At 56.1% G+C, this 21,669-nt stretch carries 18 protein-coding genes and 2 pseudogenes; 4 read left to right on the top strand and 16 right to left on the bottom strand.

Annotated elements, in window-relative coordinates:
- Window positions 1-67: 67 nt before the first annotated feature.
- The 7 genes and pseudogenes from LG290_RS10335 to LG290_RS10365 all read right to left on the bottom strand — a co-directional run.
- A pseudogene (locus LG290_RS10335) lies at window positions 68-223 on the bottom strand (L-serine ammonia-lyase, iron-sulfur-dependent, subunit alpha); the annotation flags it as partial.
- A 97-nt stretch (window positions 224-320) separates the two neighbouring features.
- Window positions 321-1,490, bottom strand: a complete 1,170-nt coding sequence (locus LG290_RS10340) for a mandelate racemase/muconate lactonizing enzyme family protein (protein WP_499837084.1) — start codon at window positions 1,488-1,490, stop codon at window positions 321-323.
- A gap of 9 nt (window positions 1,491-1,499) precedes the next feature.
- A complete protein-coding gene (locus tag LG290_RS10345) occupies window positions 1,500-1,955 on the bottom strand; it encodes a tripartite tricarboxylate transporter TctB family protein (RefSeq protein ID WP_499834765.1) in 456 nt (151 codons plus the stop codon).
- The gene (locus tag LG290_RS10350) at window positions 1,952-3,490 is read right to left on the bottom strand and encodes a tripartite tricarboxylate transporter permease (protein ID WP_160419434.1); all 1,539 of its coding nucleotides are present in this window, start codon (window positions 3,488-3,490) and stop codon (window positions 1,952-1,954) included. Before LG290_RS10350 ends, LG290_RS10345 begins: the two co-directional genes overlap by 4 nt.
- A 98-nt stretch (window positions 3,491-3,588) precedes the next feature.
- Window positions 3,589-4,539: a Bug family tripartite tricarboxylate transporter substrate binding protein gene (locus LG290_RS10355; RefSeq protein WP_160419435.1), complete on the bottom strand. Its 951-nt coding sequence runs from the start codon at window positions 4,537-4,539 to the stop codon at window positions 3,589-3,591.
- A 176-nt stretch (window positions 4,540-4,715) separates the two neighbouring features.
- The gene (locus tag LG290_RS10360) at window positions 4,716-5,453 is read right to left on the bottom strand and encodes a FadR/GntR family transcriptional regulator (RefSeq protein ID WP_160419436.1); all 738 of its coding nucleotides are present in this window, start codon (window positions 5,451-5,453) and stop codon (window positions 4,716-4,718) included.
- Between the two features lie 120 nt (window positions 5,454-5,573).
- Entirely contained in the window at window positions 5,574-6,635 is a 1,062-nt protein-coding gene (locus tag LG290_RS10365; protein ID WP_160419437.1) for a tartrate dehydrogenase, read from the bottom strand.
- Between the two features lie 132 nt (window positions 6,636-6,767).
- Between LG290_RS10365 and LG290_RS10370 the strand changes: the two genes are divergently transcribed.
- Window positions 6,768-7,661, top strand: coding sequence for a LysR family transcriptional regulator (locus tag LG290_RS10370; protein WP_499834766.1), 894 nt, complete (start codon window positions 6,768-6,770; stop codon window positions 7,659-7,661).
- 93 nt (window positions 7,662-7,754) lie between these two features.
- Here the strand turns inward: LG290_RS10370 and LG290_RS10375 are convergent, their stop codons facing one another.
- The 8 genes from LG290_RS10375 to LG290_RS10410 form a co-directional block, all read right to left on the bottom strand.
- Window positions 7,755-9,137: an L-serine ammonia-lyase gene (locus LG290_RS10375; protein ID WP_499834767.1), complete on the bottom strand. Its 1,383-nt coding sequence runs from the start codon at window positions 9,135-9,137 to the stop codon at window positions 7,755-7,757.
- 178 nt (window positions 9,138-9,315) lie between these two features.
- Complete coding sequence (gene purU, locus LG290_RS10380; RefSeq protein WP_160419440.1) at window positions 9,316-10,182, bottom strand: formyltetrahydrofolate deformylase; 867 nt, start codon at window positions 10,180-10,182, stop codon at window positions 9,316-9,318.
- Window positions 10,183-10,244: 62 nt separating this feature from the next.
- Window positions 10,245-10,880: a sarcosine oxidase subunit gamma gene (locus LG290_RS10385; protein WP_499834768.1), complete on the bottom strand. Its 636-nt coding sequence runs from the start codon at window positions 10,878-10,880 to the stop codon at window positions 10,245-10,247.
- A complete protein-coding gene (locus tag LG290_RS10390; RefSeq protein WP_160419442.1) occupies window positions 10,873-13,914 on the bottom strand; it encodes a sarcosine oxidase subunit alpha in 3,042 nt (1,013 codons plus the stop codon). Before LG290_RS10390 ends, LG290_RS10385 begins: the two co-directional genes overlap by 8 nt.
- Window positions 13,911-14,303 carry a sarcosine oxidase subunit delta gene (locus LG290_RS10395; RefSeq protein WP_499834769.1) on the bottom strand — a complete coding sequence of 131 codons (393 nt, stop codon included), beginning with the start codon at window positions 14,301-14,303 and terminating at the stop codon, window positions 13,911-13,913. The genes LG290_RS10390 and LG290_RS10395 overlap by 4 nt, the downstream gene beginning before the upstream one ends.
- 12 nt (window positions 14,304-14,315) lie before the next feature.
- Window positions 14,316-15,566, bottom strand: coding sequence for a sarcosine oxidase subunit beta family protein (locus LG290_RS10400; protein ID WP_499834770.1), 1,251 nt, complete (start codon window positions 15,564-15,566; stop codon window positions 14,316-14,318).
- A gap of 47 nt (window positions 15,567-15,613) precedes the next feature.
- Window positions 15,614-16,921 (bottom strand): serine hydroxymethyltransferase, encoded by a 1,308-nt coding sequence (gene glyA, locus LG290_RS10405; RefSeq protein ID WP_499834771.1) that lies wholly within the window; start codon window positions 16,919-16,921, stop codon window positions 15,614-15,616.
- 215 nt (window positions 16,922-17,136) lie between these two features.
- Window positions 17,137-18,129, bottom strand: coding sequence for a GlxA family transcriptional regulator (locus LG290_RS10410; RefSeq protein WP_499834772.1), 993 nt, complete (start codon window positions 18,127-18,129; stop codon window positions 17,137-17,139).
- Between the two features lie 378 nt (window positions 18,130-18,507).
- Here LG290_RS10410 and LG290_RS10415 point away from each other — a divergent pair, with 378 nt between their 5' ends.
- From LG290_RS10415 to LG290_RS10425, 3 genes and pseudogenes are all read left to right on the top strand, one after another.
- Window positions 18,508-19,428 (top strand): beta-keto acid cleavage family enzyme, encoded by a 921-nt coding sequence (locus LG290_RS10415; RefSeq protein ID WP_499834773.1) that lies wholly within the window; start codon window positions 18,508-18,510, stop codon window positions 19,426-19,428.
- Window positions 19,425-19,682: pseudogene (locus tag LG290_RS10420) on the top strand (L-carnitine dehydrogenase); the annotation flags it as partial. The gene LG290_RS10415 and the pseudogene LG290_RS10420, both read left to right, overlap by 4 nt.
- Window positions 19,682-20,137: a thioesterase family protein gene (locus LG290_RS10425; RefSeq protein WP_499834774.1), complete on the top strand. Its 456-nt coding sequence runs from the start codon at window positions 19,682-19,684 to the stop codon at window positions 20,135-20,137. The pseudogene LG290_RS10420 and the gene LG290_RS10425, both read left to right, overlap by 1 nt.
- A gap of 64 nt (window positions 20,138-20,201) precedes the next feature.
- On the opposite strand, the gene LG290_RS10430 is transcribed toward LG290_RS10425, so the two are convergent.
- Window positions 20,202-21,668 carry an aldehyde dehydrogenase family protein gene (locus LG290_RS10430; protein ID WP_499834775.1) on the bottom strand — a complete coding sequence of 489 codons (1,467 nt, stop codon included), beginning with the start codon at window positions 21,666-21,668 and terminating at the stop codon, window positions 20,202-20,204.
- Between the last annotated feature and the right edge of the window lies 1 nt (window position 21,669).

Here is a 21,669-nt window from a genome sequence, read left to right on the forward strand (position 1 = left end):
GGAATTGCTGATCAATTCGTCCCCGGACAACTGGTCAGCGGACCATTAATACTTTGAAACCAATTACTTAGCATTTTATAGTATTAATTGCCAATCCGCCTCTTGATGCTTCCTTGTATTTATCGAGCATATATTTTCCTGTATCACGCATTGTTCGGATGATTTTATCCAAAGAGATAAAATGAGTCCCATCACCTCTCAAAGCCATTTGAGGTGCTTCGATATCAGCGTCGTCATCGCGGCCCCGGTTTCGCTGTGAAACCTCCGTTCTAGTGCTGATCGACCACCGCCCGCACCAGCACGAGGCGTAACGCGAGCCGTCAGAGCGATAGATGCTCCTTGAACACCTGCATCAGTTCACGCTTGTCCTCGAAGCCGATTCCCGGCATGTCGGGCAGTGCGATCGTCCCTTCCTCTACCGGCGTGGAGTCGGCGAAGCCCCCGAAAGGAGCGAACACCCTGGGATAGGACTCGTTGCCGCCGAGCTTCAGGCCGGCGGCGATATTCAGCGCGAACTGGTGGCCACCATGGGGAATGCACTGGCGTGACGACCAGCCATGGGCACGCAGCACCTCGAGCATGCGCAGATACTCCACCAGGCCGTAGCTGAGCACCGGATCCATCTGCAGTATATCGCGGTCGGGGCGCATCCCCCCGTAGCGCAACAGGTTGCGCACGTCCTGGTGGGAGAAGAGGTTCTCGCCGGTGGCCGTGGGTGCGGCGTAGTGCTCGCCGAGCTGCTGCTGCATGGCGTAGTCGAGCGGATCGCCGGCCTCCTCGTACCAGCGCACCCCATAGGGTGCCAGCCCATCGGCGAAGGCCAGGGCGGTCCTGAGGTCGAAGCGGCCGTTGGCATCCACGGCCAGCCGGCCAGCCTCGCCCACCACCTCGATGGCCGCCTCAACCCGCGCCAGGTCCTCGCCCAGGGGCACCCCGCCGATCTTCATCTTGGTGCAGATGTAGCCTTGACCGAGGTAGTCACGCATCTCTTCCTGCAAGGCGCTGACCTGCTTGCCCGGATAGTAGTAGCCGCCCGCTGCATAGACCGGGACCCGAGCATCCGGCTTGCCGTCGTCGAAACGCTCGGCGAGCAATTTCGCCAGGGACTTGTTCTCCACTTTCGCGACAATGTCCCAGATCGCCATGTCGATGATACCCACCGCTACCGAACGCTCGCCGTGGCCGCCGGGCTTCTCGTTGGCCATCAATACCGACCAGACCTTGAAGGGATCGAAGTTAACCCCACTCTCGTCGAGCAAGGCGGCGGCGTCGGCCTCCCTGAGCCGCGGCAGGAATCGCTCGCGCAGCAGGCCGCTCTGGGCATAGCGGCCATTGGAATTGAAGCCATAGCCCACCACTTGGCGGCCATCAATCTTGGCATCGGTATAGATGGCCAGCACCGAGACATCCATCTTCGAGAAGGAAATGTAGGCGTTGGCGATGTCGGAGGCAATGGAGACGCGCGCTTCGCGAATGTCGGTGATTTTCATCATTATTTCCTAGAACAGCAGGCCTGAGGGCAGGCGGACATTGAGAACCTGGGTGAAGATGGCATAGAAGCCTCCCACCATGACGGCGATGATAGGGATCCAGAGCAGGAGGCGCTTCCAAGAGACCGGGCCTTCGACCCTGGCCAGGAACCAGGTGATGAAGAACATGATCAAAAAGCTCGATACCATGAATCCCAGCTTGCCGATGGCGAACCACCAGACCAGCAGCAGGAGGATCAGGACCAACAGCCGCCAAGGGCTACCCGATATCACGATGGAGCGCCCCCCCGGCCTGAAGAACCCCTTGACGAACAGCAAGAGGGACAAGGCGAACAGAATCACCAGAATAGCGCGGGGAAAGAGTATGCTGAGACGACCGATGTCACCCCGTCCCAGCCACAGCACGGCAGCGAAGGCCAGACCGATGGCCCCTGCCGCCATATCGGTATTCAGGCGAATGATCATTTATCTTCCCCTCGGCTCGATTCGCCCTTGTCGAGTCGACCGCTCCGTTCCAGCCAGCCCGGCAGCAGCGCTGTCGCGGCCCCCAGCAGCACCAGTGCGGCCAGCACCTTCGACAAGGGATTTTCGACCAGGCGCAACCAAGGGATCGGATCGACCACCGCCGCAAGCATCGTCTGCACATAACCCTGTTCGGCGATGCCCCCGAGTATCAACCCCAGTACGATGGGTGCCGCATGGATGCCGATCAACCGTAGGAAAAATCCCGCGATGCCCATGATCATCATGATGCCGACGTCCAGCAGGCTGTTGCGCAGGGCAAAGGTGCCCAGGATGGTCACCATGGCAATGGCGGGCACCATGAAGTGGTAAGGGGTCTTGATCACTATCTTGTGGATGAGGCGAGCGCCGAGAAGACCAACGGGAAGCAGCATCAGGGCAGCCAGACCCATGGAGAGGATAAAGCCATTGGTCAGGACGCCGGACTCGGTGAAGAGGCTCAACCCCGGCCGCAGGCCATGCATCAGCAACACGCCGAGGATGATGGCATCCGGCGGTGCACCGGGAATGCCCAGGGTCAAGAGGGGAATCATGCTTCCCGCGACCATGACGTTGTTGCTGGACTCTGATGCCACCACGCCGTCGATATTGCCCTTGCCGAAACTCTGCGGGTCCTTCGAGAACCGCTTCGCCTCGTTGTAGGCCACCAGGCTGGTCACATTGCCTCCAGCCCCGGGGATGATGGCGATGACCTGGCCGATCAGACAGGAGCGGATCAGGTTGACGGGTTTGCCGAGGATATGGCGCGCAACCTGGCGGATACCGACCTTGGTCTTGCCGAGTTCGGCACTTTCAGTAATATTGCTGCGCCCCTCAGCGGCCATGCTCAGCAGTTCGGGGATCACGAACAGTCCGATCAACGCAACGATCAGTTCGATTCCCCCCTGCAACGGCGGGAAGCCGAAGGTGAAGCGGGTCTCCCCGCCCACCGGGGACACCCCGACGGTACTCAACAGCATGCCGATGCAGCCGCCGATCATGCCCTTGAGCAATGAGCCGCTGGACAGGCTCGCCACCAACGTCAGGCCAAGCATCGCGACCCAGAACATCTCCGAGGGTCCGAAGGCCACCGCCCAGCGGGCCAACGGCGGCGCCAGCAACAGCAGGAAGGTCACCCCCACCAAGCCGCCGATCACCGAGGCGATGGTCGCCCCGGCCAAGGCTTCGTAGGCACGCCCCTGGCGGGCCATGGGATAGCCATCGAAGGTCGTGGCGATTGAAGAAGGTGTCCCCGGCGTATTGATCAGGATGGCGGTAAAGGCACCGCCATAGATGGACCCCATGTAGACGGCACCCAGGGCCATCAGGCCCTGCAGTGGCTCCATGGAAAAGGTGAACGGCAACAACACGGCCAAGGCCATGGTCGCCGTGAGGCCCGGCAGGGAGCCGATCAGCAGCCCCGCCGAGACCCCGACCAGCACCGTAATGAGACCCTCGAAGGTCATCAGCGATGCCAGTGCCTCGAGCAGCATATCCATGAATCAGCACTCCCGACGGCTCCCTCGGAAGCCGCAACGATGAACACAGCAAAAGCCAAGACCCCGTGATCAGGGTCTTGGCAGAAGGGACGGCAGTATTACTCGGCTGATTCGAGGATCGGAGCGTAGGCATCCTTGAGTTGTGAGATGACCTCATCGACCTGGTCACCGGTGATGTATTCCATCACGAAGCCCAGCGGTTCCTGTTTCTCGGCAATGCGACGGTTGGCCTCGGCAAAGGCATCTTCGAGCACTGTGATGATCTCGTCCGGCGTGCCTGCGGGCGCGGCGACACCCCGATAGGCCCCGCCCACGATGTCGTAACCCTGTTCCTTGAAGGTAGGTGCATCAGGTAGCGCCGGCACTCGTTCCTCGGAGGCCACAGCCAGCACCTTGACCCGATCCTCCATCTGCACGCCGAGCATGGTGTAGTTGAAGACACCAGCAACGTGGTTGCCTTCCAGCGCCGCCGGAAGGGGCCCGGTGCCACTGAAGGGGATATAGGTCAGATCGATGTCGGCCTCACGCTCCAGTCGCAGCATGTCCAGGTGGTTGGCGCTGTAGGTACCGCTGCCGCCCAGGGTCACGACTTGGGGATTCTCTCGGGCATAGTCGACGAGATCCTCGAGAGTATCGAAGGGACTGTTGGCCGGGACGATCAGGGCATTGGGCGTGGAATGGAAGAAGGTAATGATTTCCCAGTTGTCGGTCTCGTAACCGGCATCGGAGCGCAGAATCGGCTGAGCGATAATGTGCGGGATATTGACGCCGATCAGCTCGTAACCGTCGGGTTCGGCATTGCTCTGGAACTCGCTCCAGGCGACGGCACCGCCGCCACCGGGACGGTGAGAGACATTGACGCTAACGCCGAGGATCTCTTCAAGGACCGGCTCCTGGAAACGCGCCGTGATGTCCGACTCACCACCCGGGTTAAATGGGATCACGTAGGAAATCGGCTCTTCCGGGTAGTCTGCCTGGACTTGACCGGCGATGCCCGCGAGGGCGATGGCCGACACGGCACTAACGAGGATGGACTTGGAGAATTTCATGGCATGCTCCGACGTAGTTGTATTGTTTTGTGTAGTATTGTATTCGTCGTTGGTGGTAGCTGGGCCAGTGTATGGCCTCGCTGTAGTCTGCCTGTGGGCTACCAGGGCGCTCCACCTTCGACCAGCGTGGACAGCCTCATTACTCAAGCTAGCAAAGTTGTAAAAGTTGTCAATTTTTATCCCTCGAAGACGCGCCGACGTGAATTGCTCAAGTGGCACTGCATGCAGTGCGAGGCGCGTTCGGCATCGCCGGTCAGGATACTGTCGTGGATGCGCCGATGCTCCTGCTGGACCTCGGGGAGGTGGAAGCCGGGGCGACGCTGGCCCAACCCTCGTGCCAGGCGCTGCCCGTAGATGATGGGAGCCTCGAGGGAGACCAGGGTATCGGCGAAGAAGCGGTTGTGGGTGGCGTGGGCAATGGCCAAGTGGAACCCATAGTCGGCATCAACCCCCAGCGCATTCTCGCGGATCCGCTGCTCGAGCAGGGCGAAGGCCGTCGAGATGGCTGCCCGGTCCTCGGCCGTGGCGTTGAGTGCTGCCAGTCGTGCCGCCTTGGTCTCCACGGCGATGCGGAATTCCAAACAGCGCTGGATGTCGGCCAGGCTCTCCAGCGGCGCGAAGTCGAGCATCGCCCGATCGGGACGCAGGCTCACGAAGCTGCCGGCACCACGATGCGAGCGGATCAGGCCATCCTCACGCAACCTGGCTAGGGCCTCGCGCACGATGGGACGCGAGACCCCGTGCATCTGTGCAAGCTTCTCCTCCGAAGGCAAGCGTTGTCCCTCACGGTACTCACCCTTGATGATGTGGTCGATAATGTCGCCGTAGACCCGGTCACCCAATTTCTGCCCTTGACGCCCCTGCTGATCGGGGAAGGTGCCCGGGATGACGCCTGTGTCGCTGCGAGAACTCATGCCGTACTCCCTTGGCCGCTGTTCCCTTCATGATACGCGAACTTGCCCAAGGGCTCCTTCTCCCCCATTACCCATGGGACACTTAATAGTGGTTGCATTGGGGAAAGCGCGAGTTACACCTTACTGTTGCTCGATGTCAGAACAAATAGACTGAGTCACATCGCGAGTAGTCGCAGTACCACCGAGATCCTTTGTTTGTAGGCCAGAGGCAGTCAATCGCTCAATTGCCGCCATAAGTCTTTCAGCCGCAGTAGCTTCCCCTAAGTGTTCCAGCATCATGGCAGCTGTCCAGAATGAACCCACTGGGTTGGCAATGCCTTGCCCGGCGATATCAAATGCTGAACCATGGATTGGCTCAAACATGGAAGGGAAAACCCTTTCTGGATTCAAGTTTGCGGTGGGTGCAATACCTAGACTGCCTGAAAGAGCAGCCGCCAAGTCAGACAAGATGTCTGCGTGGAGGTTGGTTGCTACAATGACATCCATCGTTTCCGGCTTAAGAACCATACGAGTAGTCGCGGCATCCACAAGCTCTCGATCAATATTCACATCTGGGAAGTCTTTTGCGACCTCGAAGAACACCTCATCCCACAGCACCATGCCGTGTCGCTGCGCGTTGGACTTGGTTACCAGTGTCAGCTTTTTGCGAGGGCGACTTTGGGCGAGATTGAATGCAAAGCGATGAATACGCTCAATCCCCTTTCGAGTGAATACAGACACCTCAGTACCGACTTCCTCAGGATGTCCTTGATGAACTCGGCCACCGTTGCCTGAATATTCGCCTTCACTATTTTCTCTAACGATGATCCAATCGATCTCATCGGCACCTTTTAGGCGGCTTTTAACACCCGGTAGCACCCGAGCTGGACGTACATTCGCATATTGATCAAAACCTTGGCAGATGGCAAGCCTAAGCTCCCAGAGAGAAACGTGATCTGGCACATCTTGACTACCCACGGCACCAAAGTAGATAGCATCAAATTTTGACAACTTTTCCAGCCCACCTTTGGGAATGTACTCACCCTTACTAAGGTAACGCTGAGAACTCCAGTCAAAATCCTCGAATTCAAACTGAAAATCTCCACTCTTTTTTGCCAAAGTTTCTAGCACCTGCTTGCCAACCTCAATCACTTCAAGGCCGATCCCATCTCCTGGAATAACTGCAACACGATGACTTCGCATATTTAATGTTCCTGATTACCTAAATTTTATATGTAAAATACTTTTTTCTTGGCGCTACAGATGTTAGATGATAAGGTGAAATGGATTCAATATACTTTCAGTTAATACTGAATTAACTATGAGTTGAAGGTTATGTCTAGCAATGATTTCAAGTTTTTTATTTTCATTTGCCAATCTGGAAGTATTTCTAAAGCGGCTAAAGACTCTGACATTACTCCCGCAGCTGCAAGTAAGCGTCTTTCCAAAATTGAAAAAAGTGCTGGGTGTCAACTTTTATCAAGATCTACCCGTTCTTTGAGCTTAACACCTAATGGAAAAATTTACTTAGAGTACGCCCGCAAGGTTACATCAACAATAGAAGAGATGAGTGCCGCATTACGTCAAACAACTAACGAAGCAGAAGGGCCTATTAGGATTAATGCACCTTTCGGTTTTGGAAGAAAATATGTCTCAAGATTTGTTTCAGACTTTATAGAGGAAAATCCTAAAATTGAATGCCATCTGCACCTCTCTGATCATCCTTTAAATCTAATCAACAACTCCTTTGATATCGGCATTCGATTCGGATCACTTCCCGACTCTGGTTTACACGCTAGAAAAATTGCCTCACATAGACGATTTTTATGTGCTTCACCAGACTATTTAGAAAACAAAAATGAGCCTAAAAGCCCTCAAGAACTTACTCACCACAATTGTATAGTACTCAGACAAAACGACGAAACTTACGGAAACTGGCATTTCACCAAAGAAGACCAAATTTATCATGTCCGTGTCGGAGGAAATTTAAGCTCAAACGATGGAGAAAGCGTTTTAAGCTGGACTTTAAAAGGTCACGGTATCGCTATACGAGCGGAATGGGACGTTTATAACCATATAAAAAAAGGGACTTTGAAAAAAGTTCTAAGCGACTATCATCTTCCTAATGCAGATATATATGCTGTTTATCCTTATAAGCAAAGCATTCCTAATCGCCTAAGAATTTTTATCGATTACTTAGCAGAAAAAATGAAAATAGTCCCGTTTTAACAACAAAGGTCTAAAATCATGGATTACGGATCGCTGAACAATTCGTCACCGGGCAACTGATCAGCGATTTCTTAATACTTTGAGACCAATCACTCAACACTCTATGGCATTAACTGCCAATCCACCTCGTGATGTTTCCTTGTATTTATCGAGCATGTCCTTTCCTGTATCACGCATCGTGCGGATGACTTTATCCAAAGAGATAAAATGAGTCCCATCACCTCTCAAAGCCATTTGAGCCGCATTGATCGCTTTTACAGTGGCGATAGCATTGCGTTCAATGCAGGGAACCTGGACTAAGCCGCCGACGGGATCACATGTCAGGCCCAAGTTGTGTTCAAGCCCAATTTCCGCAGCATGCTCTATTTGCTCAGGAGTTCCTCCCATTACTTCTGCCAAGCCGGCCGCTGCCATGGCGCAAGCAGAACCCACTTCCCCTTGGCAACCGACTTCTGCCCCCGAGATAGACGCATTCTTTTTACAGAGAATGCCAATGGCGCCAGCAGCCAAGAGAAACTTCACTATGTCCTTCTCGCTAGAACCCACTTGAAATTTCATATAGTAATGTAAAACAGCGGGGATGATACCTGCCGCACCATTGGTGGGGGCCGTCACCATACGCCCTCCCGCCGCATTTTCCTCATTAACGGCCAAAGCAAAAATATTGACCCACTCCATAGCGGAGAACGTCGAAGCAATCAGGCAGGTGTTCTGCTCAGCAGATTGAAGTCGCTGATGGAGTAGCCTTGCTCGTCGCTTAACGTTTAGGCCGCCAGGCAGTATTCCTTCATTGCTTAATCCATTATCAATACACTCACACATGACTTGCCATATTTTCCAAAGTCCGCTTCTTATCTCCTCCTCGCTCCGCCAGACCTTTTCATTCTCCAGCATTATATCGCTAATACTCATGCTCTCTTTTTGACAATAAGAGAGCAGCTCCGCAGCATTTTTGAAATTAAAAGGTATCTCTGCAATGTCTGAATCCACCTGCCCAGTATCTACTTGGGCTTGATCGATAACAAACCCACCTCCTACCGAATAGAAGGTATTCTCGTAAAGTATTTCCCCCACGTTTGTGTAAGTGATAATACTCATTGCATTGGGGTGGTAGGGCAAACATTTTTCATGAAAATACAGATCCTGCTGCCAGCGGAAAGGAACGTCAGCTTGCTGGCCTAACTGCAATGTATTTTCTTCTTTTAACTTCTCGATACGGGGCGTAATAACACATGGATCAATGGTATCGGGGCGCTCCCCCATCAACCCCATAATAATCGCCTGGTCGGTTCCATGCCCAATTCCTGTCGCCGATAGCGATCCATAAAGGTGAATTTCCAGGCAAGAAACTTTATCAATAAATCCCCTTTCACGTAACGAGGTTACATAGTTAAAAGCAGCTAGCATGGGGCCGACGGTGTGTGAGCTGGAAGGCCCCACACCCACTTTAAAAAGTTCAAAAACGCTAATTGGCATTGTAGACCCCTAATTATTATCGCTAAATATATCGTTTTTATAACTGATAGCGGTAACATCTTAACCAGAAATTAAAGTTATTTAATATAAACCAACATCCTAAATTCTCAGGATCGAAGATTTATAAATAATTAAAAAACAACATTATACTAAATAACTACTAAAGCTATCGCACTTGTCAATTTCCAAGTACTACCGTTCGCCCCCCATGAAGAAAAACACGCCGTTCAAGGTGGTAGCTAACTCCTCGAGCCAAGGTTAGGCATTCGATATCCCGCCCTTTCGCGACTAAATCCTCTGGATAATGCGCATGATCAACCGACTCGACGCCCTGAGCAATAATGGGCCCTTCGTCAAGGTCATTATTAATATAATGGGCTGACGCTCCCACTAGCTTAACGCCTTTCTCATATGCTTGATGATAGGGTTTGGCACCCTTGAACCCCGGCAATAGTGAGTGGTGGATATTGATGGCACGTCCTGCCAACCGCTCACACATGGCCGGAGACAGCACCTGCATGTAGCGCGCCAAAATCACAAGCTCTGCCCCGGTGCTCTCGATGACCTTTTGTATTTGTGCCTCTTGTTGCGCCTTAGTTTCAGGTGTGACCGGTAAGTAATGAAAGGGAAGCCCATGCCAGGCGGCAAGTGGCTCAAGATCCGGATGGTTGGAAACGACGGCACGAATGTCGAGAGGCAACTGGCCAATACGATAGCGATACAGCAGATCATTCAAACAATGATCCGCTTTAGAAACGAGTATGACGGTCCCGGTGCGTTTTCCGGGTGGCGTCAGTTCAAATTTCATGGCGAACTCAGCCGCGCGTGAGGCAAAGGCATCATGGAAAGTCTCGCCACAAAAGTCGTCTAACTCGGGTCGAAACTCGGCACGAATAAAAAAACGCTCGCTCAGCCGATCATCGAAAGAGTTGAGTTCGGTAATGTAGCATTGCTGCTCTTTCAAAAAGCGCGTCACAACGTCGACCGTTCCAAGGCGGCTAGAGCATTGCGCGGCAAGAATCCAAGTATCGGCCATTCGGCTCATAACACCCCCCACTTGTTATCGGTTTGCTAGAGAAAAGGCCGGCACTCGACCGGCCTGTCGACTTAACGCTCTACGATGGCGCCATACTCAGCCGCAGCATCCAATAGCCAGCGATAGCAGTAATCGGCAAAACTTCTGCGCACCACCAGCTCCCAGCTGTCTTCGTTGGGCCGGCGCAACACAACAGTGCTCTTGGCAAAGACCGTCGATACACCCTTGCCCACCGCGAACGCTTGCGTGTGCACATCGTAGAGTGTTGACTTCATGAGTACTTCTCGCGCTTTCTCACCCTGTAGCGTGAATACGGTTTGCCCACCGCTCACGTTGATGATGCTGTAATGCGCCTGCCCCATGGCCTTGCGCAACCGGCTTTCTAGCGCAAACTCTTCGCCACCCGGGACAATGACGAGCCATTCATCGGGAGACAGCCACTGGATCGAACGCTCACCGCTCTCATCCAGCGTTAACGTGTTGGGCCGGGCAGGCAATGCCATGCCCAGCACCTCGCGCACGGCCTCATCCAGAATGATGGCACCACCGCGTAGGATTAGATGCCCCAGAAAGGACTTCTCACGAAGCCTCACTCCCGCATTGGCGTCGCGTGGCAGCACTCCTTGGCGATGAAAAGTCCACGCTAGCGGCGATTCAGCACTCGGGTTTCCGGCAGGCCGGGTATCAAACTCTTTCACGTCAGACATGCTGGCGCTCTCCTTTGGGATCGACGAATACAGGGCTGACAATCTCGGCTTCGTAAACTGTTCCATCCACCATGGGCAAATAAACAGTCTCGCCCATTCGCTGATGCCCACCCTTGACTACCGCCAAGGCAAAGCCATGCCCCAGCGTGGGACTGTAATAGCTCGATGTCACATGCCCTACCATGGCCATAGGAATACTTTGATTGGGATCGAGCACGATCTGGGCCCCTTCCTCGAGTACTACCTTGGCGTCCTTGGGCTTCAGGCCGACAAATTGCTTGCGATCGGCGCGCCGGGTATCAGGACGGGACAGCGCTCGCTTACCGATCCAGGTAAATGGCTTGTCATAGCCGATTGCCCACTGCATTCCCAGGTCTTCTGGAGTGACCGATCCGTCAGTGTCCTGACCGACAATGATCAACCCTTTTTCTGCGCGCAGGACGTGCATCGTCTCGGTGCCATAAGGCGTCAGCTCATACTTTTCCCCATGCTCGAAGAGTGTCTTCCAGACATGCATGGCGTAATTGGCCTGAACGTTGATCTCGTAGGACAGTTCACCTGTGAACGAGATCCGAAAGACACGCGCAGGCACCCCCGCGACCGTCCCTTCACGCCAGTCCATGAACTTGAACTGATCCTTGTCTAGATCAATATCGGTGATTTCTGCCAGCAGCTTGCGAGCATCCGGCCCGGTCACGGTCATGGTTGCCCAGTGATCGGTGACCGAAGTGAAGTAGACATCCAGTTCGGGCCATTCGGTCTGATGCCAGAGCTCCATCCACTCCATCACCCCGGCAGCCCCGCCCGTGGTGGTGGTCATTAGAAAGTGATTTTCACCCAGGCAACTGGTTGTCCCGTCATCCATGAGCATGCCGTCGTCCTTGCACATCAACCCATAACGGACCCGGCCAACGTCCAGCTTGGCCCACTTGTTGGTGTAGACACGGCCCAGGAACTCACGGGCGTCGGGGCCCTGGATATCGATCTTGCCCAAGGTCGAGGCGTCGAGAATGCCGATATGCTCGCGGACTGCAAGACACTCGCGGGACACGGCCTCATGCATGGTTTCTTTCTTGCCATTGACGGTGCGCGGAAAGTACCAGGGGCGTTTCCACTGCCCCACGTCTTCGAATTCGGCGCCCTGCTCGACATGCCATTGATGCAATGCGGTGTAACGCTCAGGATCAAACAAGTCACGGCAGTGGCGACCAGCGATGGCGCCAAAGGTGACCGGGGTGTAATTGGGTCGGAAGACGGTAGTACCGACCTCGGGAATGGTGCGCTTCAGGCAGCGGGCAGCAATGGCCATACCATTGATATTGCCGAGCTTACCCTGATCGGTCCCGAACCCCATCGCCGTGTAGCGTTTGATGTGTTCGATGGACTCGAAGCCTTCGCGGGTGGCCAACTCAATGCCAGCTGCGGTGACATCATTTTGAAGATCGACGAACTGCTTGGGCGCGCGCATGGATGGCTTGCGGTGCGGTACCTGATAAAGGGCACAGGCCTCGCCATCCTGGCGAGCAGCGACCTGGGGAAGCGTAGTGGCTTCAGCGTGGGTCTTAACACCTGCGGCCAGCGTCGCGCGGACCCCGGCATCCGCAGCGTCTCGGATGACCTCATGCAGCGGATAAACACCGCGCACACCGCCGGTGGCGGTAAGGCCTTTCACTTCGCCTGGCACGAAGCCCAGAATGTCATCACGCCAGAGAGGACGCGTGCCGGTATGCGAGGACAAATGAATGACCGGACTGTAACCACCAGAGCTGGCGATAGTATCGCAAGCTAGTTCCTCGACACGGCCTACCACCGAAAACGAATCGGCGTCAATCTTGGCGACGCAAGCGGCACTGACACGGTTAGACCCTTTGGCTTCGATCACGGCACTCTGGGCAATGATACGGATACCCAGCGACTGGGCCTTCTCGACCAGCTCGCCCTTGGGGTTGGCCCGCGCATCGGCAATCGCCACTACCTCGCAGCCCGCCTCTTGCCAGTCCAGTGCAGTACGATAGGCGTGATCATTGGTCACGGACAACACCAATTTTTGTCCGGGCATCACGCCATAGCGACGAATATAGGTGGAGACCGCACCGGCGAGCAGGTTGCCGGGAACATCGTTATTGGCATAGACCAATGGGCGCTCATGGGCTCCTGCCGCTAACACCACCTGGCTGGCACGAACCCGATGCAGTCGGGCTCGCGCCTGCCGACGACCACCGGTGGGTGCACTATCGCCCAGATGCTCGGTGCGACGTTCGTGCAGAGTCACGAAGTTGTGGTCATGGTAGCCATTGGCGGTAGTGCGTGGCAGTAGGGTCACATTGCTCAAGCTGCTGAGTTCGTCGAGAATTCGATCGACCCATTGCGCCGCAGGCATATCATCAATCAACTCGCGACTGTCCAACAGCGAACCGCCCATTTCTTCCTGCTCGTCGCAGAAAATGACCCGCGCCCCATTACGTGCCGCCGTGACAGCGGCGGTCAACCCCGCCGGGCCAGCACCGATAATCAGTACATCGCAATGCTGATTAATATGCTCGTAGCTGTCCGGATCGGGCTCGGCCGGGCTGCGTCCCAACCCTGCACTCTTGCGGATATATTTTTCGTAGGTCATCCATAGCGACGCCGGCGCCATGAAAGTCTTGTAATAAAAGCCGGGCGGCATGAAGGTTCCACTCAGCTTACCGACCATGCCCATCAGGTCACGCTGGACATTGGGCCAGCCATTCGTGCTGCGTGCGGTCAACCCTTGATAGAGCGCCTGCTGCGTGGCGCGTACATTGGGCACTTGAGCCGCTTCCGTGGCACCCAGCTGTACCACCGCGTTGGGTTCCTCGGCGCCGGCAGCGACAATACCGCGCGGACGCGAATACTTGAAACTGCGATTGACGATATCGACGCCATTGGCCAACAGCGCCGATGCCAGCGTATCACCCCCATACCCCGCATATTGCTGACCATTGAAGACGAATTTCAAGGGACGGGACCGATCGATACGTCCGCCCTGCTTTAGTCGATTGACCTGAGTCATGCCCGCGCCTCCTTGTTCAATGCTTCGCTTTCAGGCCGGGCCCCTACGGTTTGCCAGCCGCCCGAGGCCACCTGAACACCTGCCTGCTTGTCTTTTTCAGAAAGGTCCGCCGCCGTTATTGAAGGCTTTTCCCCCATCTTGTAAGTCTCGAGGATCTCGTAGCTCACGGTATGACGGGTTATGTTGAAGAATTTACGGCAGCCTACCGCGTGCACCCATAATTCATGATGAATGCCTCGAGGGTTATCGCGGAAGAACAGGTAATCTCCCCAGGCTTCGTCGGAGCACGCCTCAGGGTCAACCGGACGCTGAATATGCGCCTGTCCCTTGGGGTGAAACTCTTCCTCTTCGCGATGCTCTTCACAGTACGGACAATAGATATGGAACATGACAGTGCCTCCTTAGTGCGCGACACCCGCAGCGCCATGTTCATCGACAAGCGCACCGGTATGAAAACGGTCGATAGAGAACGGAGCGGCCAAGGGATGAGCTTTGCCCTTTGCCAATGTCGCTGCAAAGATGTGCCCCGAGCCCGGCGTAGCCTTGAAGCCCCCGGTGCCCCAACCGCAATTGAAAAATAGCCCTTTGACCGGCGTGGCCGAGAGAATCGGGCAGGCGTCGGGGCAGGTATCGACGATGCCGCCCCACTGACGGTTCATGCGCACGCGCGAGAAGATAGGGAACATTTCTACAATCGCCTGCAAGGTGTGTTCCACAGTGGCGTAGCTGCCACGCTGGCCATAGCCCACATAACCATCGATACCGGCGCCGATGACCAGATCGCCCTTGTCCGACTGGCTGATATAGCCATGCACATGGTTGGACATCACCACGGTATCGAGAACTGGTTTGAGCGGTTCTGAAACCAGTGCCTGTAATGGATGGGACTCGATCGGCAACTTGAAGCCAGCCATCTTGGCCAATACGCCGGAATTACCCGCCGCAACACAACCGACCGTCTTGGCCCCGATGTCACCCCGGTTGGTATGCACTCCCACGACACGCCCGTCGTGGATCTTGAAGCCAGTGACTTCAGTCTGCTGGAGGATATCGACGCCACGAGCGTCCGCACCCCGCGCATACCCCCAGGCCACGGCATCATGTCGGGCCACACCAGCACGTGGCTGCCACGAAGCACCCATGACCGGATAACGGGCGTTTTTAGAGCAGTCCATGATGGGTACTATGTCTTGAACACCCTTGGTGTCCAGTACCTCACCGTCAATGCCATTCAAACGGTTGGCATTGACACGCCGCTGGATATCGCGCATGTCCTGAAGGGTATGGCCGAGATTCAATACACCGCGTTGCGAGAACATCACGTTGTAATTGAGATCCTGCGACAACCCCTCCCAGAGTTTCATGGAGTGTTCATAAAGGGCCGCCGACTCGTCCCACAGGTAGTTGGAACGGACAATCGTGGTATTTCGCGCTGTGTTGCCACCGCCTAACCAGCCCTTCTCGATCACCGCCACATTGGTGATCCCATGTACTTTAGCCAGATAGTAAGCGGTGGCCAGGCCATGACCGCCACCGCCGACGATAATGACATCGTACTCTTTCTTCGGTGTGGGGTTGCGCCACTGGCGTTGCCAGTTCTCATGATGGCTGAGCGCATGCTTGACCAATCCAAAGCCGGAATAATGTTGCATGGACTTTCTCCTCGATCGGCTCCGTCAGAGCCCGTTGACATTCAGGCTCAAGCTACCGGTGTCTCACTGACTGCCGTCTCGTCGGCCCTGGCTTCGCCATAAACCGGATAGCGAGCACAGAGCGCGGCTACTTTATGGAGAACCTCGGCTTCTACCTCGTCGGTGTTGCTCTGGTTGGCGAGCACATCAAGAATGTCGCAGATCCAAGTCGACAATTGTTCGCAATCGTTCTCGTCAAACCCGCGGGAAGTGACGGCCGGCGTACCGATGCGCAAGCCAGACGTCACGAAGGGGCTTTGCGGATCGTTGGGTACAGCATTCTTGTTAACAGTGATGTGCGCCCGGCCCAAGGCCGCATCTGCGTCCTTACCGGTTACCCCTTGTTTGATCAGCGAGACGAGGAATAGGTGATCGTCGGTGCCGCCGGAAACAACATCATAGCCACGTTCAATGAAGACTTTCGCCATTGCGCGAGCGTTGGCGATGACCTGGCGCTGGTAGCTGACGAACTCTTGGCTCATCGCCTCCTTGAAGGCCACGGCCTTGGCCGCGATCACATGCATGAGCGGACCGCCCTGCTGCCCCGGGAACACTGCACCATTAAGCTTCTTGTACATCGCTTCATCGCCGTGCGCGGACAGGATCAGTCCTCCACGGGGGCCACGCAGTGTCTTGTGGGTCGTGGTCGTGACCACATGGGCATGCGGCAGCGGGCTAGGATAGAGCCCTGCAGCGACCAAACCGGCAACATGTGCCATATCCACCATCAGATATGCCCCCACTTCGTCGGCAATGGTGCGGAAACGGCGCCAGTCGACCACGCGCGAATAGGCGGAAAAACCTGCAATGATCATCTTTGGCTGATGCTCACGTGCAAGACGTTCGACTTCGGCGTAGTCGATTTCACCCGTCTCGATATTCAGGCCATACTGCACGGCATGATAATGCTTACCGGAAAAGTTCGGTGCAGCCCCGTGGGTTAGGTGACCACCATGCGCCAGGCTCATACCCAGTACGGTGTCGCCCGGCTTAATCAGCGCCATGAAGACGGCTGCGTTGGCCTGAGCGCCAGAATGCGGCTGAACATTGGCATAGTCAGCGCTGAATAAGTCACACGCCCTTGCGATAGCTAACGTCTCGACCTTGTCGACAAACTCGCAGCCGCCGTAATAACGCCGACCGGGATAACCTTCAGCATACTTGTTGGTCAGCTGGCTGCCCTGAGCCTCCATGACGGCCCGGCTGGTGTAATTCTCGGAAGCGATTAATTCGATATGCGCTTCCTGGCGTGACACTTCTTCTGCGATGGCTTGCGCAATCCGCGTATCGAAAACATTAAGGCTAGATTGGTTCATGTTATTCTCCTGAGGTTATTCTTATGTTCGGATCAATAGATGCGCGGAACGGCAGCGCTTAGCTCAATTTAACGCCAAGGCAGTGGTCCAGGAATTGAACAGATGCGACAAGTTTTATGAATGGAGTCGGAAAACGCAGGATGTGGAGGCGCTGAGTACAGAGATGGGTGCCTAAAAAATAAAGGGGTGTCACTCAGCGGTGTGGCAGAGATCCTTCAGCGCATGGTTTCATCATGAACATGCAAGAAGTGAGGATCGACAGGCATGCTATCCGGGAGCCCGGCACGCTTGCGTATATCAGAGGGCGACAGCCCAAAAGCAGTGCGGAAATTGCGTGAGAAATGAGCAGTGTCAGCAAAACCACAGCGTCCGCCGATCTCGGTGACGCTTTTTTCGGTGTAGTGCAGTAGCCATAGGCCATAACGCAAACGTAATTCCCGCGAAAACTTTTGAGGGCTTACCCCCAATGTATCGCGAAAGCGCCGCTCCAGATGACGTCTGGACGTTCCTACTCGCTCAGAAAGAACGTCTACCGACATGGATTCACCTAAATGCTGCTCAAGCAGGGCAATGGCACGTCTGACCAAACGATCTTCCACCTTGACGAAAACTACTGGCTGCGGCTGAGCATAGCTACCTGAGCGGGCCTCATCAATCAACATGATATGCAGGCTCTTCATGGCCCAGGCTTTACCCATGTGACGCTCTATGAGATAGGCAGCCAGATCCGCCGTGGATGCCCCGCCCGCACAGGTGAGGAGATCGCCATCATCGATAAAGAGACGATCGGCCACGGGTGTGATGGCGGGGAAGCGTCGGGTAAGATCGCGGTGATGGTACCAACTGACGCAGCAACGGCGTCCCTCCATTAGCCCTGCTTGGATCAGGGCGAAAACGCCGGTACACACCCCTACCAATGAGACTTTTTCTGCCGCCGCCCGTCGCAAGTAAGCCAATGCCTGGGAATCGACCCGGTTATGCTCGTCCTGAATCCCCCCAATCACAACGATATAATCAAACTCCTGGGGATCCTGCAGGGGAACACAAGGCGTGATGGCTGCGCCGCAACTAGACGTTGCATGCTCTCCGGTACTGGTCATGAACGTCCAATGACAGCGAAGCTGGCGACTGCGGTCACCCTCGTCGGCAGCCAGACGCAAACAATCAACAAACGCTGCGAAAGGCAAAAGTGTAAAACGATGCAGCAAGACGAATCCCACCGACAGGGGTTTATCAAGGGCAGCGTCAGACCGGGATACTATCAAATTGGGTAGACCTTCATAGTATAGCCATTGGCATTAAGGCTACCCATATTACCACGCGGGTGATCATCGATGTCTATGATCGAGGCAGAAGGTGCCACCGCCAGGCTATACCCGGATGGCACGCTCAGCCACGACATATAGATCAAACAGTGACTGCTCGGGCAAGACCATGCCGAACACCATGTAATGCCCTTGGTCACGCCTCCCTATTCTAAAAACGTCGCTTATTGCACTCCCAGTGTCGCCTTACACCAACAAAGTACATGGCAACACAGCCACACTGCATGACATTAAACCCTGAACCGATAAAAGGAACGGAGCATGAACCCCAACGTCATTCTGACCTGTGCCGTTACCGGCGCCGGCGATACTGCTGGCAAGAACCCCAATGTGCCGGTGACTCCCAAACAGATCGCCGACGACTGCCTCGCGGCCGCCAAGGCTGGCGCCAGTGTGGCGCATATTCATGTGCGCGATCCCGAGACCGGCGGCATCAGCCACTCCGTGGAGCACTTCCGCGAGGTGATGGAACGCGTCCGCGAGGCAGCGGTGGATATCGTGATGAACATCACCGCTGGCGGTGGTGGCGACTGGACTCCCGATGCTGCCGACCCCAGCCGCGGCGGCCCGGGCACCGATATCCAGACCCCGGCACAACGCCATGAACCGGTGGGCGAGCTGCTGCCGGAGCTGTGCACACTGGACTGCGGCAGCCTCAACTTTGGTGACATGGTTTATGTGAACCCTGCCGACTGGCTGCGCGAGCACGCCCGCCTGGTACAGTCGGCAGGCGTCAAGCCGGAACTCGAGTGCTTCGACCTGGGCCATGTGTGGTTCGCCCGCCAGCTTCAGCAAGAGGGTCTGATTGACGGCGACCCGCTTTATCAGCTGTGCCTGGGTATTCCTTGGGGCGCCGAGGCGGACACCGAGACCATGCTGGTCATGCGCAACAAACTGCCGGCGAACGCCCAATGGGGGGCCTTCGGCATCGGTCGCCACCAGATGCCCATGGTGGCCCAGGCAGTACTGCTGGGTGGCCATGCCCGGGTCGGCCTGGAAGACAACCTTTATCTGAAGAAGGGAGTGCTGGCCAGCAACGGTCAGCTGGTGGAGAAAGCCGCCACCCTTATCGAGAACCTCGGCACCCGCGTAATGACACCTGCTGAGACTCGTGAGCATCTCGGGCTACATAATCCGCACACCGGCAAGATAGCTGGGGATATCGCAGGAGGTAATGCATGAGCCATCAACTTTCTGTCATCGGTACCGGGGGCATCGGCAACGGCTGGCCGTCGCTTGAGCGCCTGGGCCTGGCCGAGGACGGCGTGGCCACCACCGATGAACTGATCGACCGGGTAGTGGAAGGCTGCCAATATCAGGCCGCTGGCCGCCTGGTGTCTGAGCTTGACCGACGCCGGGATAACTTTCTGGTGGAGCTGCTCGCATTGACACAGAAATACTGGCCCGAAGCCGAGGGCCTGGAGGGACGCATCTGATGATGATTCTGGAAAGCCACGTCGCCCCCGAATGGGTCGACTATAACGGCCATATGAACGACGCCGAATACGCCAGGGTGTTCTCCTTGGCAGTGGAGGCGCTGATGGATCATATTGGCCTGGATGAAGAAGGCCGCAAGCAGCACGGCTACACCCTCTACACCCTGGAAACCCACCTCTGCTACCGCTGCGAGGCCCATGAGGGTCAGCCTTTACAGGTCAGCGCGACGCTGCTCGACCACGACGCCAAGCGACTGCATGTCTTCTTTGAACTTTGTGACGTTGAAGGGAACCTGCTGGCCACCAGCGAGCAGATGCTGATGGGCATCGACAGCGAGGCCGGGCGTCCGGCGCCCTTCCCTGCACCCGTCGAGGCGGCCATCGCTACGTTGCCCCAGGCCAATGCCGATGCTTGGCCGGAATTGGCCAGACACACCATCGGTATTCGACGCTGAGGAAGAACCCGCTGAATCTCCGGACGAAATAAATCGCTGGGCATTACACCTGCAGGTCTTGGCGTTAACTATCTAAAGGCCCCACCACATGCTTCACTTCCAGGTAAGCACTTAACCCCCAAGGGCCAAGTTCGTGGCCAATACCGCTACGCTTGAAGCCGCCCCAGGCGGTTTCGGGCAGCACAAGTTGCTCGCTGTTGTACCAGATGCTACCGGCCTTGAGCTGGCGGCCAATACGGCGTGCCCGTTCGGGGTCGCCACTAATCACCGTTGCTGCCAGGCCATAGGCACTATCGTTCGCCAGCCGTATCGCTTCTTCTTCGCTTGTCACGCTGCGCGCGCACAGCACCGGTCCGAAAATCTCCTCCTGCCATAAGCGGCTTTCCACCGGTACGTCGCGGTAGAGCGTGGGCGCCAGAAAGTAGCCTTGGGAGGGCAGCGTGCGGTGTTTTCCATCGCGCACCGGTGTTAACCCTTCCTGTTCGGCAAGGCCTAAATAGAGCTGTACCGCATCGCGCTGCTTGGCGCTGGTTAGTGGCCCTAAGTCGGTGCCTTCGGCGAGCGGGTCACCCAGCGTTAAGGCATCCATACGCTCGGCAAGGGCGGCGTAGAGTGCCTCCGCCACGCTTTCGTGCACCAATAATCGTGAAGTTGCGGAACAAATTTGCCCGGCATTGAAGTAGATGCCGGCCATTACCCAGTCGGCGGCTTGGGCGGGGTCGGCGTCTTCCATCACCAGAATCGGCGATTTCCCCCCTAGCTCTAGCGACACACTGGCAGTACGGGCAGCGGCTGCCTGCATCACCGCTTCACCTATTCGGTTACTGCCCGTAAAGGAAATTTTATCCACGCCAGGGTGGTTGGTCAGCGGCGCGCCGATGCCCTCACCATCACCATTTAACAAGTTTAACACCCCAGCGGGCAGGCCGATTTCCAAGGCAATCTCCGCCAGCACTTGCTCGGGAAGTGGCGTGACCTCCGAAGGTTTTAGCACCGCGGTACAACCGGCCGCCAAAGCGGGCGCCAACTTCCAAGCGCTGGTCACCAGCGGGAAATTCCACGGTGTAATCAGCCCCACCACACCGACGGGATCGTGATAGATGCGCGCTTCAACGCCCTCCATTGCCACACTGACCAATTCGCCTTGGCGGGTATCCAGCGCATTGGCCTGCTGGGCGTAGTAGCGATAGCAGGCAATTGCATCGTCCAGATCAATCCCGGCTTCCACCAATGGTTTGCCGTTGTTGGTCGCCGAAAGCGTGATGAGTACCTCCCGACGAGCTTCCAGCGCATCGGCAAATCCATCGAGATACCCTGCACGTGCGGTACCGCCCAGCACTTGCCAGGCGGGCTGCGCCTGCTGTGCAGCTTGCACGGCAGCCTCCACATCCTGCGCATCCCCCGCGGTGACTTGGGCAATACGCTCTTCGCGGTAGGGGTTCATCACGTCGAGTTGGCGGGTGCCCGCCGAAGGCACCCACTGGTTGTTGATAAATTGTTGGTTGATAAACTGCTGGCTGAGTGACTGCATG

This window comes from Halomonas sediminis (assembly GCF_044871105.1).
In the GTDB taxonomy this organism is placed as follows: domain Bacteria; phylum Pseudomonadota; class Gammaproteobacteria; order Pseudomonadales; family Halomonadaceae; genus Vreelandella; species Vreelandella zhuhanensis.